Genomic DNA, 18,637 nt, shown 5'->3' with positions numbered 1-18,637 from the left:
CACGTATCAGTTCACTTGTTTAATTTCAAAACCAAGTTCGAGCAATGCTTCACGTTTTGACACAGGTGCGACTACGGCTTTAGATGCTTGCTGCTGACGCAAATATTGCTCCGCAACACGTTTTAAATCGTCTAAAGTAACCGCCAATAAACGCTCTCGCAAAACTGTGCGGAATGCGGGTGTACGCGCGTGCAATAATGCATAACATGCAGTAATCGCTTCACCTGCAGGCGAACCCGGTTTATCCATGCTGGCAATCAAACCTAAAATCGCTTCTTCTAGTTGATGCGGCAACTGCTCTGCATTAAATAACCAATCAATACTCGCTTCAAAGTCTGCAAAAGTTTCTGCCAAGCGTGGGTCACGATAACTATAGAAACGGAATGAACATGCATTGCCATCGTAGCTTGCACCGCCACCGTAAGCGCCGCCTTTTTCACGGATTGCGCTGTGTAAGAAACCATTGCGCAAATATGCAGCCAATACCATCAAAGGTGCAGCATCAGGATGCGACACTTCCACCGCAGGATACGCTGCTGCACAGAATTGCACATTGGCTTGAATCAACCATGCTTGATCTTGCGCTGAATCATCTACAGGAACTTGAGTTAAAGCAGCAGGATTTTCTGCAACAGTAAGTTTATCCCAAACTTCTTGAACTTCTTCGACCAAACGGTCAGATTGATGTTCTTCACATACCAACAAAAATTGTTTAGGTGCTTGCAGTAATTTATGGTGGATCAATTGCAATTCAGCAATCAGTTTCTCGTATTCCGCTGCATCTTTTTCAATTTTAGCAACCAAGTCTGCCAACCAATTTAATGCGCCCAAACCTGTGTTGTTGTAATCGCGCTGTGCCAAAGCACTGTGATGACGTCCTGCAATTTGCATGGCATAACTGTGCCCCGAACCCGACAAACGCGACTGCCAACGGGTTTTACGTTGTTGTAATAGCTCGATAATACGGTCTTTTTCATCAAAACGTAATTGCTCAAATGCCAGTTTCAGCAAGCGGATGGCTTCAAGATTATTCACCAAAGACTTAGTGGTTAAAGTGAGCCATGCACTGATCTGATTTTTGTCATCGACTTTAGAGCGTAAAGATGCGCCCATGCCCAAACCACCGCTGACTGCGGTTTGTAGCTGTTGTAATTCTAAATAGTCGTATTCACCTGCACCCACTTCGCCCATCAAAATAGACAGCAAATTAAAATATGGCGATTGAACAATTTCATCAGGAATTTGAATCAATACTTGCTGATAGTAAATTCCATTGGTTCCTGCATGATATAAATTTAAAGGATAATCAATGCGGTTACTGATAATTTCACGCAACTCACCCTGCACAATATGCAAAGCTGCAGGCACATCTTCCAAACCAACTTTTGGCAATAAATTCAAATCATCTGGCGTATCTTGACGGACTTTTAAAGCTTCCGTTTGCGCGACGATTTCTGCTTTTTGCTCATCTGTGAGTTGTGCGCCTATATCAGCCAGACGTGCTTTTTCAAGTGCAGCATCTTTGGCCGATTTTTCTGCATCCGGTACCAAAGTCATTTGCACACGGTGTGGGTTATCAATTAAATGTGTCTGAATTAATTGCGATAACCACATTGGGTCTTTAAGTTCTTCTTTGACTTGTTCAATTGCGGTATCTACATCCCACACCTGAATTGGGTCATTGTGGTGAATTGCACTGCTTAAACCATTTAAAATCAAGCTCAACCCGTATGGCATACCATCACCATTAATTTCACGCTGATGCAATTCAATTTGATGCAAAATTGCATCGACCAATGCCGTATCTACAGGCTGTGCAGCCACGTCTTGTAAAACTTTTAAAACGCCCGCCTGAAATTCTGCTGCATGTTCAGGGTTAGAACCTTGCACACCACAGAAGAACGTCATTTCAAAGTTGGAATCATCTACACCCATCAATGGCCCTGTAGATTGTGCATGCGCCCAAGTTTCCAAATAATGACGCAGTGGTGATGCAGAATTTTCAAGTAAAACACCTTCAACCAAACGCATACCTAAGCGTAATTTAATATCGCTTGCTTCAGGCAATAACCACGCCAAAACATGATAAGTTTTATCTTTCAGTTCTTCTGCATCGACTGCATAACTTTCAGTCACTGCCACTGGCGCAGCTAAACGACGCTCAGGCTTCGAATACAACGTTTCGCCCTGTTCAAATTTCGCCAAAGCCAACTGTTCAAACTGTTCTTGTAAATCGTATGCAGGCGTATTGCCAAAAGTCATAAATACCGCATTACTTGGGTGATAATGTGACTTATAAAAATCTACCAATTCTTGATAGGTTAAATCTGGAATATCTTTCGGGTCGCCACCTGAATTGTAGTGGTAAGTTGTTTCAGGGAATAAATGATAAGCCAATTGGTGATAAAGCTGATCGGATGGCGAACTCATCGCACCTTTCATTTCATTAAATACCACGCCTTTATAAACAGGCTCACCATTTTCCAACTCAATACGAATACCTTCCTGAGCAAAATCGAGAGGATTTAAATTGGCTGCAAAAGCCGCATCCATATATACCGCAAGCAGGTTTTGGAAATCTTTTTTGTTTTGTGTTGCAAATGGATAAGCCGTCCAATCTGCCGCGGTAAATGCGTTCATAAAAGTATTCAATGAACGACGAATCATTAAAAAAAACGGGTCACGGACAGGGAATTTTTCAGAACCACACAACGCAGTATGTTCTAAAATATGTGCCTCACCTTTGGAGTCCATCGGCTGAGTGCGAAATGCGACTAAAAATACATTTTCATCATGATCTGTCGCCAAATGATAATGCACCGCACCTGTAACTTTATGTTTATATTCAGACACTAAAATGTCTAAGGCTTCAACATGGTGTTGACGTACCAACTGAAACGCAGGATGTACAGTCTGGGAAATGGTTTCAGTGACATCTACAGTCATGTGATCTCCTAAAAATAAGCAAATAAAAAACTAAAGCCATTATAGCTTTAGTTCTTTAGATAATTCACGTTGAAAACCCGACTAAATTGATTGAAATTTGCAAAGTATCAACAAAATGCTGCCTACACTGCTGCTTGTAGCATGAGCAAAACTAGATCAGGTATTTAAAATAACTATAGTTTGGATGATTTTCGACATACACATAATTCTGTTTTTGATAAAAATGCGCTGCCGATTTGGTATCAGTGTTTAAACACAACGCCGAAAAATTAGCACGTGCTTTTTTCTCTAAATGTTGCAAGAGCTGTTTACCTACGCCATGTTTACGATAATTTGGCAAAACATAAAAACGACGTACACGTCCAATACGACTTTCAATATCTTGCTCATTCCATTGCTGGTTTAAGCCACCACATGCAACCAATTGATCACCATCGTAAACAAACAATAAAAACTCACCAGGCTGATTAAAGCGGTTTTTACCACTTTCCCATTCTTCAATTAAACGATGGACAAAATCAAAGCCTTCTTGAGCAGCATGTTTGGCCAAAGTCTGAATTTGCGTTGGTAACTCTTGTGCTTCTTTAATTTCGATGTTCATCTAACCTTCCTGATAACTCTGCTAAACCCCTATTTTTCATCAATAACATTCATTCAGCTGAATTTTATTCATGAAACTACAGCAATCCTGAGCATTGGTGTAAACTTAGCGTTTTTAATTTTGACTGTGATTTAAAGACATGGCAACTGTTGACCTTTTTGCAATTGGTAATGCATTAATTGACCAAGAATTTCAAGTCTCGGATGACTTTCTCATTCAACATAGCTTGCAAAAAGGTACTATGCAATTAACCGATGGTGAAACACAAGCAAATTTATACAACAACTTAATTAAAACACAAAGACATAAAGGCCAAGCTTCGGGTGGTTCTGCCGCAAATACCACCGTTGCATTTAGTGCTTTAGGTGGTCAAGCCTTCTATGCCTGCCGTGTTGGTAACGATGAATTGGGTGATATTTACCTCAAAGGCTTAAATGAAGCAGGTATTCACACCACAACCAAATCGGTCAGTGAAGGCGTTACAGGGACTTGTATGGTACTTGTGAGTGATGACTCTGAACGTACCATGCACACTTACTTGGGCATTACCGCAGAACTTTCTGCTACACAAATTGATTTTGAGCCACTTAAAACAGCAAAATGGCTTTATATCGAAGGTTATTTATCTACTAGTGATACTGCACGTGCTGCGGTAAAACAAGCGCGTGAAATTGCCAAAGCCAATCAGGTTAAAATTGCACTGACTTTATCTGATCCTGCCATGGTGCAATATGCGCGTGAAGGTTTGGATGAGTTACTAGATGATGGTGTGGATTTGATCTTCTGTAACCAGCAAGAAGCCATGATGTACACAGGAACGGAAACGGCTGAAGCGGCATTAGAACAACTAAAACAAAAAAGCAAATACATTGTCATTACATTGAGCGCACAAGGTGCCCTAATTTATGATGGCGACAACGCTTTTTCTGTACCAGGTCGTCAAGTCACTGCTGTTGATGCCAACGGTGCGGGTGATGCCTTTGCAGGTTCATTCCTGTATGCACTCAATGCAGGCTTAGGTTTCCAAACTGCAGCTCAACTTGCCATTCTGATTTCAAGTGAAGTGGTTTCTCAATTCGGCCCTCGTCTTGCGGTAGAAGATTACGCTAAACTTTTACATAGCATTCAAAAGGAATCTGCATAATGAATAAAATTTGTATGATGGAAGACATTCCTGAGCGTGAAGCACGTGCCTACGAAACGCCAAATGGTGACACAATTTTTATCACCCAACGTGATGGCATGTATTACGCTTACCAAAACGTCTGCCCACACCTACAAGTGGAATTAGAATTTTTAGAAAACCAGTTCTTAGACCGCGACCAAGAATATATCGAATGCTCAACGCATGGTGCTTTATTTTTAGTTGAAACAGGTGAATGTATTTCTGGCCCATGTTTAGGTCAATCACTTGAGAAAGTTGAGATCAGCGTTCATTCAGATGGTGGGATTTACTTGATCAACGACTAACTTTTTTGCAACTTTCAGAAAGAAGCGAAAAGTTCCAAATCTTAGCTCTATACAAAACCAGATCATTTATCTATGCTCTCTAAGCAGAGTTAGATCAATGATCTGCATCTAATAACATCACCTATAAATATTTCAACACGTGAGTTTAGCGCATGCATGAGTTTTTATCTGATTTGAACTTAATGCCCTTTCATCTCAGCCTAGTTGTTTTATTGCTACTCAGCACTGTCGAAACGATTGGTTATTACTTTAATTTTCGCCCAAGTCAGTTGCTCAAACGTGCATTTTCACAACGAATTACAGAATCGCCACTTTTAGATGTTAAATTTTCTAAAGTACTGATTTTTGTTTTTTTACTGATGAATTTCAGTGTTGCAGGATATTTTTTACAGTTTTTGATTTACTCACAACAACAACATTTCGTTCCTGCTTATTACATTATTATTCCAGCGTTTATTATTGCCATCTTTTTTACAGTCTTCATGATTCACTGTTTAGACCAAGTGATTAAGCCCAAATATAGCGTGCGCCAAGTCGATTTACTCGGACGTTTAGCCACAATTTCCAGTGGTAATGCCCGTCCTGGTTTTTCTGCACAAGCACGTGTACGTGATGAGTTTGGGCAACTGCATTATGTGCAGGTTGAACCTGAATTTGGTGAACTTGAATTTCAAGCTCAAATTATTATTGTGCGCAAAAAAAGATCTCACTATCTTGCCAAAAAAATTTCGGCATCAAATAACCTATTTAGCAATCAATAAGTTATTTTTTAAGATTTAAAACCAATCATGCTGACCTAAGAAAGTTAAAATTTTTCACTCAAACTCAACACAATCTGTTTGTTTATAAACGATACATTTCATGTGATCTGAACAATATTTACACAAAATCATTATGAAAAAATGCTGTTTACCCTAGACTAAGCCAAAGACAAAGCACCACTACATTGTAGGGAAATAAAAAAATATGCGGAATCGTCATTAAACTTTAACAAAAGAATGAGAATAATTATTAGCTGATAATATCTCTAATTTATTGCTATTTTTAGATTGATTTTTATTCATAGCAATTTAGTCTGATTTGCTTTTTTAAAATATAAGTATTTTAGTCAGATTTTGAATTATTAATTACAAGTGTTTCTGTCAAGTTTAAAAAATATTACTTTCCTCCATTTATTCTCTGCAACACCCAAAAACAAACTATTGATTTATAATAAGTTAACAATATATTTGCATTTTAACTGTGCCAGCTATTTTTTTTTGTATGTTTTTGTTTAATAATATAAAACACAGTTTAAAAAATAGGCTTATAAAAGTGAGCTTAGTTCCTAAAGATTTAAATAGAAAAGTAGTTCGTGAACTCACGATCATTTTAATAATTAAGGTCGTGCTGTTAATGGTCATCAAAAATATTTGGTTTGATGCCCCAACTATTCCTCAAAATTTTGATTCACAAGTTGCTGAGCGTATTGCTGGCAGTCCTTCCTCAATCAAGGAGACACGTTGATGATTTCTGAAAGCGTGGTCGATCTCTCGCGGTTCCAATTCGCAATGACCGCGATGTATCACTTTATTTTTGTTCCACTGACTTTAGGTCTGGCTTTTATTCTTGCCATTATGGAAACCACGTATGTGATTTCTGGTAAAGAAATTTATAAAGACATGACCAAATTCTGGGGAAAACTCTTCGGTATTAACTTTGCCTTAGGGGTAACCACTGGTTTAACCATGGAGTTCCAGTTTGGTACAAACTGGGCGTATTACTCACACTACGTGGGTGATATCTTTGGTGCACCACTCGCAATTGAAGGTTTAATGGCCTTCTTCTTAGAATCGACCTTCATTGGTTTATTCTTCTTTGGATGGGATCGCCTCTCCAAAGTGCAGCACTTATGTGTAACGTGGCTGGTTGCGCTTGGTTCTAATATGTCCGCTCTCTGGATTTTAGTTGCCAACGGCTGGATGCAGAACCCAGTGGGTTCTACCTTTAACTACGAAACCATGCGTATGGAATTGGTTGACTTCGGGGCGTTAATTTTTAACCCTGTTGCGCAAGTTAAATTCGTACACACTGTTTCTGCAGGTTATGTAACGGGTGCTATTTTCGTTTTAGCGATTTCAAGTTATTACTTATTGAAAAAGCAAGACTTGCCATTTGCGCGTCGTTCATTCGCTATTGCAGCAATTTTCGGTTTAGCTTCTACTTTATCTGTAATTCTACTTGGTGATGAATCAGGTTATGAATTAGGTGATGTTCAAAAAACCAAACTCGCAGCAATTGAAGCAGAATGGGATACTCACCCTGCTCCTGCAGCGTTCACTTTATTTGGTATTCCAAACGAAGAAACGCAAACGACAGATTACGCAGTTAAAATTCCTTATGTAATGGGGATTATTGCAACGCGTTCTATCACCGAAGAAGTGACTGGTATTAAAGACCTGATCGCAAACCACGAAGTTCGTATTCGTAACGGTATGGTTGCTTATCAACAACTTGAGCAATTACGTGCGGGCGACCAATCTCCTGAACTTAAAGCTGCATTTGAGCAAACTCAAACCGATTTGGGTTATGGTTTATTGTTGAAAAAATACACGCCAAACGTAGTAGATGCGACTGACGAACAAATTAAAATGGCTGCTGCGGATACTATTCCACACGTACCAAGTTTGTTCTGGGCATTCCGTGCCATGGTAGCTTCTGGTTTCTTAATGCTGTTGTTATTCGCACTTGCAACTTTTGCAGTGGCTAAACGCAACGCAGAAAGTAAACCTTGGTTATTAAAATTTGCGTTATTCTCATTACCATTACCTTGGATTGCAGCGCAAACAGGTTGGTATGTAGCAGAAGTTGGTCGTCAACCATGGACAATTGGTGAAGTACTTCCAACACACTTGTCTGCATCTTCACTCAGCACTGGCGACGTATGGGGCTCAATCATTGCATTGGCAGCGTTCTATACCGTATTGCTGATTATTGAAATGTACTTGATGATCAAATTCTCACGTCTAGGCCCAAGCTCGCTTCATACTGGTAAATACCACTTCGAGAAAATTGAAGCTGCGAAAAAAGCCAATGAGGAGGCTTAAGCATGATCGAATATGAATTACTCAAAATCATTTGGTGGGTGTTGGTGGGTGTATTACTCATTGGCTTTGCCCTCACCGATGGCTTCGACATGGGCTCAATGGCGATCATGCCATTTGTAGGTAAAACTGACGAAGAACGTCGTGCTGCGATCAACACGATTGCACCGCACTGGGATGGTAACCAAGTTTGGTTCATTACAGCGGGTGGTGCGTTATTTGCTGCTTGGCCAATGGTATATGCAACAGCATTCTCAGGCATGTATTGGGCACTGCTCTTAGTTCTGTTTGCCCTATTCCTGCGCCCAGTTGGTTTTGACTACCGTTCAAAACTTGAAAACACCAAATGGCGTACATCTTGGGACTGGGGTTTGGCTGTAGGTGGTGCAGTTCCTGCATTAGTATTCGGTGTTGCGTTTGGTAATATGTTCCTTGGCGTACCATTTACCCTAGACGAAACTGTACGTTCAACATATACAGGCAGCTTCTTTGCATTATTAAACCCATTTGCTTTAGTGTGTGGTTTAGTCAGCTTGTCTATGCTTTGTGCGCATGGTGGTGCATGGTTAATGCTGCGTACCGATGGTGACTTACGTGCACGCTCTGCAAAAGCAACGCAAATCATGGGTATTGTGTTCCTTGTGTGTTTCTTAGGTGCAGGCGCATGGTTATACTTCGGTGGTATCGAAGGTTATACCCTAGTAACTCCATACGACACGAATGGCGTAGCAAACCCATTGGCTAAAGAAGTTTTAACCAATGCAAACCCAGGCTGGATGAATAACTACTCAGCGTACCCTATTACCATGATTGCACCAATTATGGGCATCTTGGGCGGTATTTTGATTATTCTTGCAGCAGGTAAAAACAAAGCTGGTTTAAGTTTCACAGGTTCATCTTTAGCGGTGATCGGTGCGATTTTAACTGCAGGTTTTGCATTGTTCCCATTCTTAATGCCATCAAGCCTCAACCCAGTTGCAAGCTTGACCATGTGGGATGCGGTATCAAGTAAAAACACATTAACTGTAATGACTGTTGCAGCATGTATCTTCGTACCAATTATTTTGCTATACACCACTTGGTGTTACTACAAAATGTGGGGCGTTATCACCAACAAGCACATTAAAGAGAATTCACACAGCCTTTACTAAGGCTGTGTCTAAGGAGAATAAATTATGTGGTACTTTGCATGGATTCTCGGTATTCTGATGGCATGCTTTGCAGGTGTCTTGAGTGCCCTGTATATTGAATCTCATCAAGACCTTGACGAGGAATAATTAGATGACAGACACTGCAGTGAACGCTGAAACAACAGTTCAAAAACCGAACAAGATTGCGATGGTTATTTCATGTTTATTGGCATTCCCACTCGCAGCTGTACTGCTTCTTCATCCAGCAGCAATGCTGGATGCCAACGGTGAATATAGCCACCGTGCCATGATGTTTATTATGATTGGTATTTCAGGTGGCTTTGTACACGGTGTTGGTTTTATTCCACGCTTTTGGTTTTGGAAATGGTTATTTAGCCCATTTGTGGCTTGGCCATTGATGATTTGGGGTTATTACACTTGGTTTCTTTAATGAGGTGTAAATAAATTCCTTGAAAAGAGCGCAATATGCGCTCTTTTTTATTGGCTTAATATTTAGGAGCCGCAGATCATTCCTCTGCATGTTCACCATATAAAACAGCGTATAAAATTTTGAAACTTACAATCTAAAAGAAGAACTAAGCTCAAAACTCAGGCAGAAAAAGCCAAACACTACGGTTTGGCTTTTTTCACAACATATTTTCGCACTTGGCAATGATTATGCACCTTGCTTAAAGCATATTGTTATTTCGGCTCAATGGGTGCAAACGGTGCAACCACATCGGCATTCTGCGCACGATGACGCATGAAATGATCCATCAATACAATCGCAAGCATAGCTTCTGCAATTGGCGTTGCACGCACACCTACGCAAGGATCATGGCGTCCTTTGGTCAGTACATCCGTATCTTCACGGTTTAAATTAATGGTTTTACCAGGTGTAGTAATACTGGCTGTTGGTTTTAAAGCAATCGCAACACGAATATCTTGACCACTAGAAATACCGCCTAAAATACCGCCTGCATGGTTCGCCAAAAAGCCGTCAGTGGTCAGTTCGTCACGGGTTTCATGCCCAAACTGCGCTGCCACTGCAAAACCATCTCCAATTTCAACGCCTTTCACAGCATTGATAGACATCATGGCATGGGCAATATCGGCATCTAAACGATCAAAAATAGGTTCGCCCCAACCCACAGGAACTTTTTCAGCCACAATTTCCAGTTTTGCACCACAGCTTGTACCCTGTTCACGCAAAGACGTTACCAAAGCTTCAAAACGTGGTACAGCATCGGCATCGCCACAGAAAAATGGATTGTTTGGTACTTCGTTCCAATCTAGCTTTTCAGCTTTTTCTGTACCAATTTGAGTGACGTGACCACGAATCACAATTCCAAATTTTTCGAACAGGTATTTTTTTGCAATTGCACCTGCTGCAACGCGCATTGCTGTTTCACGTGCGCTTGAACGTCCACCACCACGATAATCGCGGAAACCATACTTTTGCGTATAGGTATAATCTGCATGCCCAGGGCGGAAAGTCTGTGCAATATTACCGTAGTCTTTCGATTTTTGGTCAGTATTACGAATCAGTAAACCAATTGAAGTTCCAGTGGTTTTACCTTCAAAAACACCTGAAATAATTTCAACTTCATCGGGTTCTTTGCGCTGTGTCGCGAACTTAGACGTACCCGGTTTACGGCGATCTAAATCTTTTTGTAAATCTTCTGCGGACAGTTCAATCCCCGGTGGCACGCCATCGACAATCGCCATCAGACCTACGCCATGAGATTCACCACAAGTCGTTACACGGAAAAGTTGCCCTATACTATTACCTGCCACGTCCAACGACTCCTTATGCTTGAACAGATTGAATAAATAAATCGCGATATTCACGGCATTGTGCTGCAGTCAATGCAAAAATACCTGAACCACCTTTTTGGAATTTTAACCAGTGCAAATCAACCGTGTTGAAATTCTGTTTCATCGCCCATTCAGAATTACCTACTTCAATCACAATCAGACCATCTTCAGTTAAGTAATCTGCCGCCTGCGCCAACATTTTACGGACTAAATCTAAGCCGTCTTGCCCTGCTGCCAATGCCAATTCTGGCTCATGATGGAATTCTTCAGGTAAATCTGCCATATCTTCCGCATCAACATACGGCGGGTTAGATACGATTAAATCATACTGATTTTCGGCTGGGATTTTGGCGAATAAATCAGACTCAAGCAACGCCACTTGGTATTGTTTGTTGTGATGTTCACAGTTAATTTGTGCGACTTCCAAAGCATCTTTTGAAATGTCAGTTGCATCGACTTCAGCATCTGGAAAAGCATAAGCCAAAGCAATCGCAATACAACCTGAACCCGTGCACATATCCAAAATACGTTGTGGGGTTTTAGGCGCAGCATTGGCTGGTAAATTGTTATCTGCTTCGCGCATTTGACCTTCTTCATCTAGGCAATATGGCGCAAAACGATTTTCAATTAGCTCGGCAATAGGTGAACGTGGAATTAGAACACGCTCATCGACATAAAATGGTTTTCCGAAGAAATACGCCAAGTTTAATAAGTAAGAAGTTGGTACTTTTTCATTGATACGACGTTCGAGCAAGCTTAAAAATTCAGCTGCTTCGCTCGGCAATAATTTTGCATCTAAAATTTCAGCGTCTGCATTCCAGTCTAAAGACAAAGTTTGTAACACCAATGCAGAACTTTCTGCAAAATAATCTTCTGTACCTTGACCTAAATGTGCATCGTATTGACGTAGTGCTGTAACCCCAAAGCGAATAAAATCACGAATGGTTGATAGGTTTTCAGCAGCTTCCTGCAAATGTTCAGGGCTAATTGTCGGTCGATCCACTTAAGGCGCTCCAAGGTCAAATTTTAAAACGCCTTATGATACCTTGTTTTGCTCGGTTTTATAATGTTTAAGCAGTTTCCAAGTAATTTATTTACTATGGTTTTACTTATTTGATTCCCACAAACTGACCTTGATAATAATCAGCGCGCTCTGCTGTTTGCAGCAAAACACATTGTGCACGTTGTAATGCGGCAAAATCGCTTTGAGTCGATAAATAACAGCGTTGTTTTACACGGTTTTCCCAAAGTTGATGCTGTTGTTGAATATTACTGGCATTGCCTGCGCTGCGTTTTACATAGGCTTTATAGTGTTTTTTGAGTCGTTTGGTTTGTGCTTTTTGCTCAGTTTTAATACATTTTTGCGATTGGGAAATTTTGCCATAACTATTGTTCATACATTGCGTATAGCCTTGTGAAACGCCATTCGCCCAAACTTGAGCTGTACCCAAAGTCAGCATCCCCAATAGTGTAAATGTCCAAACTTTCATATTTCCCCCTGAGCGCAGTCTGTTTTTAAAGCGCGGTAAATTTTCAATATTTTATAATTTTACAAAACCCAAATTGCTGCATTGATGCTACAAGATTCAGGTTAAAAAGCATATAGTCAATCCCCTGATTTTTATAGCTGAGTCGATGATAAATGAACAACAATCATTGAAAAATGTGACAACATCCCAATAATTGAATTACTCATTTTATAGATAAAGCTTTCAGCCTTATGAGCTACAAACACAATAATTTGATGGCCATGCGCCAAAGCTATTGGAATGACAACCACTCCGAAGCAGTCTTGATTGAAAAACAATTTTTTCAGCAAATTTTGATTGAAAACGGCATTTTTGAAAATTCGTCATTAGATGATGCCAAATATCTATTTTTTAGTTTGCCCAGCGTGATTATTGTTAAGGGATATGCGCATGGTTTTTTACACGATTCTGTAAAATTGATGATTCTCAAATTTATCCAAGACAACAAAGCGCAATTGATGAAAAAAGCCGAAACCAAAGTGCAATATCGGATGTAAAAGTACTTTTAAGCCGTTTTTCATACTTTTTTCACGAGGAAACTCGTCGTTCAGCAAGTTGAACTTTTTTAATACGTTAAGACGCGCTAATATCCGTTACAATCTAATTTTCCTGCATATTGCTGATTTAAGGATTGATTTTAATGTCAGATCAGAACGATAAGCTTAAACACCTCAAGACTTCCTCTATGGATCGACGCTTATCCATCGCAAAGGCATCTTTACTTGCAGGAACACGATGGGCAGCCTCGAATGCCACCTCTATGTTTTCAAGCGAAGAAGAAAAAGAACGTAAACGAAAAAAAGCCATGAAAGAACAAGCCGATTACTTGGTGGCTGAAATTGGCAAACTCAAAGGCTCTATCGTGAAGATTGGGCAAATGATGGCGCTGTACGGCGAACATTTTTTACCTGAAGAAATTACGCAAGCACTCAACACGCTGAATAACCAGACTGTCGCATTGGCATGGCCTGCAATTAAACAGCAATTACAGGCACAGTTAGGTGCCAAACTTGATGATCTCACCATTGATCATGAGCCATTAGGTACAGCCTCTTTGGCTCAAGTTCACCGCGCGACCCGCAAGTCGGATGGTTTGGAGTTGGTATTAAAAATCCAATATCCAGGCGTAGCAGATGCGATTGACTCAGACATGAGCCTATTTAGAAATATGCTCAAATTGACACGCATGGTGCCGCAAACCCGTGAATTTGATCAGTGGTTTGATGAAGTGCGTGAAATGATGCATCGTGAAGTCAACTATCAAATTGAAGCGGAAACGACACGTCGTTTTGCTGCCCGTTTAAAAGATGATCCGCGCTACATTGTGCCGCAAATTGTGGATGAATACTGTAGCGACCAAGTGCTGTGTATGACCTTTGAACGTGGCGTACCGATTAACAGCCCTGTCATGCTCTCATTACCTCAAGAACGCCGTAACCAATTAGGCGAAGCCTCTTTAGAAATTGCTGTGCGTGAAGTATTTGAATGGGGCGAAATGCAGACTGACCCGAACTTTGGCAACTACTTAGTTCGCTTAGGTAATGGTGAAGATATTCACGATAAAATTGTACTGCTCGACTTTGGTGCTATTCGTCAATTTGATCAACACTTGCTGACTGTGGCGCGTAATTTGATCAAGGCGGGTTATTACCACGACCCACAAATGATGGTGAATGCCATGACAGGTTACGATTTTTTTGACAGTATTCCTGAAAGCATTAAACCCGATATGGCTAAAGTATTTTTACTGGCCACAGAAGCCTTTAGTCACCTAGACAATAACCGTGACTTACCTGCTGGCGTAATGGATGAACAATCACGCTATGACTGGAAAAAAAGTCAGCTGCACAGCCGTGTCATGCAACAGGCATCTAAATCGATGGCTTCGCGTTACTTTAGCGTGCCGCCTAAAGAATTTATGTTCATTAGTCGTAAATTTATTGGTGCCTACACCTTTATGACCGTGATTGATGCGAAAACCAATGTCCGTAAAATGATTCAAAAGTTTATTTAAGCCCCAATTTTTTTCTTCAATCAAAGCTTTTTTATAGACCTAAATGATTGTTGTGCCCACTCGATGCAATTGTCATTTAGGTCAATTTATTTTAAAAGCGCACATTTTTATATAAATAATAAGAGGTGGCCCCACTTGTTTGAACAACTAAAAGCGTATTTATAAGTGATATGTCGCTCTAGTTAAGCCACCTTGTTTTGTTGGGGTAGCTGATCATAGTAAAACTCATTGGGTGTCATTTTGGCTAGACTCGAATGAGGTCGTTTTAGATTATAAAACTCAAAATATGCACTCAATTGCTTTTTTGCATCTGTGACACAGCTATAAGCTTTGAGATACACCTCTTTATATTTAACGCTCCGCCATAATCGTTCAACCATCACATTATCTACCCATCGACCTTTACCATCCATACTGATTTGAAAACAGCGAATCAATCGCTGACTAAACTGTTTAACGATTTAAAATTGCCAAAATTGCTTGCGCAGGGTCTTCACTGTTATCGGACAATAATTGCTTATGCATAGTGATATGCTGCATCACCTGAATTTGTGCTGTTTCGATATCAATTAACTTTTCAATTTCTACTGCCAAACGCTCGGGTGTTGCATCCTCCTGAATTAACTCCTGAATCACCTTTTTACCTGCAATAATATTTGGCAATGAATAATAAGGAATTTTCACCAACAGTTTCGCAATCCAATACGTGATCCGATTCAGCTTATAAAACGTAACCATTGGACGATGTAATAGCATTGCTTCTAGCGTCGCCGTGCCTGAAGCCAGTGCAATTATATCGGACGCATTCATCACCTGACGTCCAATTTTAGATTCTGTGCTACGATTTTCCATCAATTGCACTTTGTCTTGTAATGCACTCGGATAAGACTGTAATAACGCTTCAATTTGTTGTTTACGTGCATCATTAATGGCAGGAATTAAAAAGGTAAACTGCGGATATTTTTGCGTCAAAATATAAGCCGCGTCTAAAACCAACGGCCCTAAACGCTCAATTTCACCACGTCGGCTACCGGGCAAGAGTGCAATATATTGTTGCTGTTGGTCTAGACCCAATTCGAGTTTTGCTGCAACAATTGGATTTTCCAACGGCAATTGACTCGCCAAAGGATGTCCAACAAAGGCTGCAGGCACATCCCATTTTTTAAAAAAGGCTTTTTCAAACGGAAATAAACATAGCACCAAATCTATACTGGCTTTAATGCCATGTACGCGACCTTGTCGCCATGCCCATACCGAAGGACTGACATATTGCACGGTTTTAATTGGCAAGTTTTTCTGTTTTAAACTTTTGGCAAGACGTAAATTAAAATCGGGTGCATCAACCCCAACAAAGACATCAACAGGATGTTGGCTCCACTTTTCGACCAAACCATCCCGAACTGCAAAGAGTTTTTTCAAATCTTTCAGCACTTCAACAATGCCCATTACCGATAAAATATCCATCGGATAATAACTTTTAAAACCTTCCGCAATCATTTGCGGGCCACCAATGCCTTCAAACTCTGCATCAATGCCTTGCTCACGAAAACGTCGCATAAGTTGTGCCCCTAAAGTATCACCCGATACTTCTCCCACAACGATACCTATTTTAAGTTTCCGATTTTGCAAGCGTTTTATCCTCTAAATTTTAATGGATATGAATTTTCACATTTTAGCATAGCCACATTATTTTGTAAGAAACAGAAAGTAAGCCGTGGAATGAATCTGTAATTTTGCGCAGATTTTCTATATTGACTATATCTGTTTTAAGAATAAGTAAATCATTAATCATGACAACAGCTTATTGCCAAAAGTCATAATATATTCACGTTTTTTTGACTTCGGCATATCTTCATGGTTGGTCCTATTGAGTTTATTTTGGCAGGTGTATTGGTCGGCTTCTGCGTGGGTGTGACTGGCGTGGGTGGCGGCTCACTGATGACTCCCATCCTGATCAGCTTGTTTAAAATTGAACCGCATATCGCAATTGGGACAGACTTACTCTATGCTGCCATTTCAAAATTCTGCGGTTCATTGGTTCATGCCAAAAAAATGAATATTGTATGGCCCATTGTGATTTGGCTTGCAGTGGGCAGTATTCCTGCTTCATTTGCGACCCACTGGGTTTTGGAGAATTATTTAAGCCAATCTACCCATTATAAAATGGTACTGACCGTGGTATTGGGCTTTATGTTGACCTTAACTGGCATCTCAATTATGTTTCGCAGTCAAATTGAATCGTTTTTTAATAAACACCGTAAACAAGAATTGCCCGATATGACCCAAGACCTTGAAAAGGTCAAACTACAGGCTGCAGATAAGCGTGCCCTCATTGTAATTATGGGAGTTGTACTGGGTGTATTTGTCACACTTTCTTCAGTGGGTGCAGGTGCTTTTGGCATCATGGCATTGGTGCTGATGTTCCCGAATCTACCGATGATTCGTATTATCGGTTCAGATGTCGTGCATGCCGTCTTACTTACCCTAGTTGCAGGCTTAGGTCACATGAGTTCAGGCAATGTCGACTTTCACCTATTGGTTTGGTTGTTGGTTGGCTCGATTCCTGCAATTGTGGTGGGAACTTTAGTCAGTTCACGTTTACCTGAAAAAGTGATTCGTAAAGTTTTAGGTATTACCTTATTTATTATCGGGATTAACTTTATGGTCAATCCTGTGAAATCAAAACCTATCAGCACACCACAAACTGCAACAGCAGTTTCTGAGGCACAAGCCAGCCAATAATGAATGCTTTATCTGACAGGATTTTGCTAAAACAGACCGTTTAATTTATCTACCCGATTCATCACTTATTTTTTAAAGAAGTATTCATCTTTTTATAACAAAATACAGTGAAATTCATGTTATATTCAGACTATTAAACAATCTTTTGTATGATCAAACCAGTGACGGCAATGAATACTTTACAGTCTAATCCTCTTACACAATCAGACATCGATGACGTGAATATTGAAAGTATTCAGCCACTCGTGACTCCTGCAGAATTAAAAACTGAGTTACCTTTGACTGAAAATGCTTATCAAACCGTTCTTCGTGGTCGTGAAACAATCCGCAATATTTTAGATGGTAAAGACAAGCGTCTATTTGTGGTGATTGGTCCATGTTCTATTCATGACCCTGCTGCTGCACATGAATATGCAGATCGTTTAAAAGTATTAAGCGAAAAAGTAAAAGATTCTCTTTATATTGTGATGCGTGTTTATTTTGAAAAACCACGTACTACAGTGGGCTGGAAAGGCTTAATTAACGATCCAGACATGAATGACTCTTTTAACATTGAAAAAGGCTTGCGTCTTGGTCGTAAACTTTTACTTGAGTTAAATGAAAAAGGTTTGCCATGTGCGACTGAAGCACTTGATCCAAACTCTCCGCAGTATTATCAAGATTTAATTTCTTGGTCTGCAATTGGTGCACGCACTACAGAAAGCCAAACGCACCGTGAAATGTCATCTGGTCTTTCTTCTCCAGTCGGCTTTAAAAATGGTACAGATGGCGGCTTAACAGTTGCTACCAATGCCATGCAGTCGGTAAAACACGGTCACAGCTTCTTGGGTCTTAATGATCAAGGTCAGGTTTCAGTAATTCGTACTAGCGGCAACCCGTATGCACACGTGGTTTTACGTGGTGGTAATGGCAAGCCTAACTACGATGCAGGCTCTGTTGCAGATGCTGAAAATGCATTAAACAAAGCCAAAGTCAGCACCAAAATCATGATTGACACCAGCCATGCTAACTCAAACAAAGACCCATTCTTACAGCCATTGGTATTAAAAAATATCACTGAGCAAATTTTAGATGGCAATAAGTCTATTGTTGGGATTATGGTCGAAAGTCACCTGAAAGGTGGTCGTCAAGATATTCCTGAAAACTTATGCGATTTAGAGTATGGTAAGTCTGTGACTGACGGTTGTATCGACTGGGATACCACTGAAAAAGCATTGCTTGAAATGCATGAAGCATTAAAAGACGTTTTAGTGAATCGTTAAGATTTAAAAACGCCATCTTCATGATGGCGTTTCTATTTGTAG

Annotated in this window: 18 protein-coding genes and 1 pseudogene; 12 read left to right on the top strand and 7 right to left on the bottom strand. The window is 40.3% G+C overall.

Annotated elements, in window-relative coordinates; all coding sequences use genetic code 11:
• Positions 1-6: 6 nt before the first annotated feature.
• Both HX743_RS05445 and HX743_RS05440 read right to left on the bottom strand, forming a co-directional pair.
• Positions 7-2,946, bottom strand: coding sequence for an insulinase family protein (locus tag HX743_RS05445; protein ID WP_178318694.1), 2,940 nt, complete (start codon positions 2,944-2,946; stop codon positions 7-9).
• Positions 2,947-3,097: 151 nt separating this feature from the next.
• Entirely contained in the window at positions 3,098-3,547 is a 450-nt protein-coding gene (locus HX743_RS05440) for a GNAT family N-acetyltransferase (RefSeq protein WP_004973417.1), read from the bottom strand.
• A gap of 139 nt (positions 3,548-3,686) precedes the next feature.
• Between HX743_RS05440 and HX743_RS05435 the strand changes: the two genes are divergently transcribed.
• From HX743_RS05435 to HX743_RS05400, 8 genes are all read left to right on the top strand, one after another.
• Positions 3,687-4,691 carry an adenosine kinase gene (locus HX743_RS05435; protein ID WP_178318693.1) on the top strand — a complete coding sequence of 335 codons (1,005 nt, stop codon included), beginning with the start codon at positions 3,687-3,689 and terminating at the stop codon, positions 4,689-4,691.
• A gap of 14 nt (positions 4,692-4,705) precedes the next feature.
• On the top strand, positions 4,706-5,017 hold the full coding sequence (locus tag HX743_RS05430; protein ID WP_171287411.1) for a Rieske (2Fe-2S) protein: 312 nt from the start codon (positions 4,706-4,708) through the stop codon (positions 5,015-5,017).
• A gap of 152 nt (positions 5,018-5,169) precedes the next feature.
• Positions 5,170-5,778, top strand: coding sequence for an OB-fold-containig protein (locus tag HX743_RS05425; protein ID WP_096900848.1), 609 nt, complete (start codon positions 5,170-5,172; stop codon positions 5,776-5,778).
• Positions 5,779-6,331: 553 nt separating this feature from the next.
• On the top strand, positions 6,332-6,523 hold the full coding sequence (gene cydP / locus HX743_RS05420; RefSeq protein WP_070155611.1) for a cytochrome oxidase putative small subunit CydP: 192 nt from the start codon (positions 6,332-6,334) through the stop codon (positions 6,521-6,523).
• Positions 6,523-8,103 carry a cytochrome ubiquinol oxidase subunit I gene (locus HX743_RS05415; RefSeq protein ID WP_096900849.1) on the top strand — a complete coding sequence of 527 codons (1,581 nt, stop codon included), beginning with the start codon at positions 6,523-6,525 and terminating at the stop codon, positions 8,101-8,103. The genes cydP and HX743_RS05415 overlap by 1 nt, the downstream gene beginning before the upstream one ends.
• Before the next feature lie 2 nt (positions 8,104-8,105).
• Complete coding sequence (gene cydB / locus HX743_RS05410; protein ID WP_178318692.1) at positions 8,106-9,251, top strand: cytochrome d ubiquinol oxidase subunit II; 1,146 nt, start codon at positions 8,106-8,108, stop codon at positions 9,249-9,251.
• A gap of 24 nt (positions 9,252-9,275) precedes the next feature.
• Positions 9,276-9,377, top strand: a complete 102-nt coding sequence (gene cydX, locus HX743_RS05405; RefSeq protein ID WP_004860610.1) for a cytochrome bd-I oxidase subunit CydX — start codon at positions 9,276-9,278, stop codon at positions 9,375-9,377.
• Between the two features lie 4 nt (positions 9,378-9,381).
• On the top strand, positions 9,382-9,681 hold the full coding sequence (locus tag HX743_RS05400) for a cyd operon YbgE family protein (protein ID WP_004973403.1): 300 nt from the start codon (positions 9,382-9,384) through the stop codon (positions 9,679-9,681).
• Between the two features lie 251 nt (positions 9,682-9,932).
• Here HX743_RS05400 and aroC read toward each other — a convergent pair whose 3' ends face one another.
• The 3 genes from aroC to HX743_RS05385 all read right to left on the bottom strand — a co-directional run bounded on the left by aroC (position 9,933) and on the right by HX743_RS05385 (position 12,538).
• Positions 9,933-11,027, bottom strand: a complete 1,095-nt coding sequence (aroC, locus tag HX743_RS05395) for a chorismate synthase (RefSeq protein ID WP_178318691.1) — start codon at positions 11,025-11,027, stop codon at positions 9,933-9,935.
• A gap of 13 nt (positions 11,028-11,040) precedes the next feature.
• Positions 11,041-12,051: a 50S ribosomal protein L3 N(5)-glutamine methyltransferase gene (prmB, locus tag HX743_RS05390; RefSeq protein ID WP_178318690.1), complete on the bottom strand. Its 1,011-nt coding sequence runs from the start codon at positions 12,049-12,051 to the stop codon at positions 11,041-11,043.
• Between the two features lie 106 nt (positions 12,052-12,157).
• Complete coding sequence (locus tag HX743_RS05385; RefSeq protein WP_178318689.1) at positions 12,158-12,538, bottom strand: hypothetical protein; 381 nt, start codon at positions 12,536-12,538, stop codon at positions 12,158-12,160.
• Between the two features lie 230 nt (positions 12,539-12,768).
• Between HX743_RS05385 and HX743_RS05380 the strand changes: the two genes are divergently transcribed.
• Both HX743_RS05380 and HX743_RS05375 read left to right on the top strand, forming a co-directional pair.
• On the top strand, positions 12,769-13,074 hold the full coding sequence (locus HX743_RS05380) for a hypothetical protein (protein WP_154320717.1): 306 nt from the start codon (positions 12,769-12,771) through the stop codon (positions 13,072-13,074).
• Positions 13,075-13,217: 143 nt separating this feature from the next.
• Complete coding sequence (locus HX743_RS05375; protein WP_178318688.1) at positions 13,218-14,591, top strand: AarF/ABC1/UbiB kinase family protein; 1,374 nt, start codon at positions 13,218-13,220, stop codon at positions 14,589-14,591.
• A gap of 182 nt (positions 14,592-14,773) precedes the next feature.
• On the opposite strand, the pseudogene HX743_RS05370 reads toward HX743_RS05375, so the two are convergent.
• Positions 14,774-15,013: pseudogene (locus HX743_RS05370) on the bottom strand (integrase core domain-containing protein); the annotation flags it as partial.
• 31 nt (positions 15,014-15,044) lie between these two features.
• On the bottom strand, positions 15,045-16,220 hold the full coding sequence (gene lpxB / locus HX743_RS05365) for a lipid-A-disaccharide synthase (RefSeq protein ID WP_026438134.1): 1,176 nt from the start codon (positions 16,218-16,220) through the stop codon (positions 15,045-15,047).
• 225 nt (positions 16,221-16,445) lie between these two features.
• Between lpxB and HX743_RS05360 the strand changes: the two genes are divergently transcribed.
• A complete protein-coding gene (locus tag HX743_RS05360; protein ID WP_178318687.1) occupies positions 16,446-17,333 on the top strand; it encodes a sulfite exporter TauE/SafE family protein in 888 nt (295 codons plus the stop codon).
• A 170-nt stretch (positions 17,334-17,503) separates the two neighbouring features.
• On the top strand, positions 17,504-18,595 hold the full coding sequence (locus HX743_RS05355; RefSeq protein ID WP_042068745.1) for a 3-deoxy-7-phosphoheptulonate synthase: 1,092 nt from the start codon (positions 17,504-17,506) through the stop codon (positions 18,593-18,595).
• Positions 18,596-18,637: the final 42 nt, after the last annotated feature.

The sequence above is a fragment of the Acinetobacter sp. Swhac1 genome (assembly GCF_013390985.1).
GTDB classification, from domain to species: domain Bacteria; phylum Pseudomonadota; class Gammaproteobacteria; order Pseudomonadales; family Moraxellaceae; genus Acinetobacter; species Acinetobacter towneri.
Note: the sequence above shows the minus strand (reverse complement) of the source record. Positions and strands in the feature narration are given on the sequence as shown.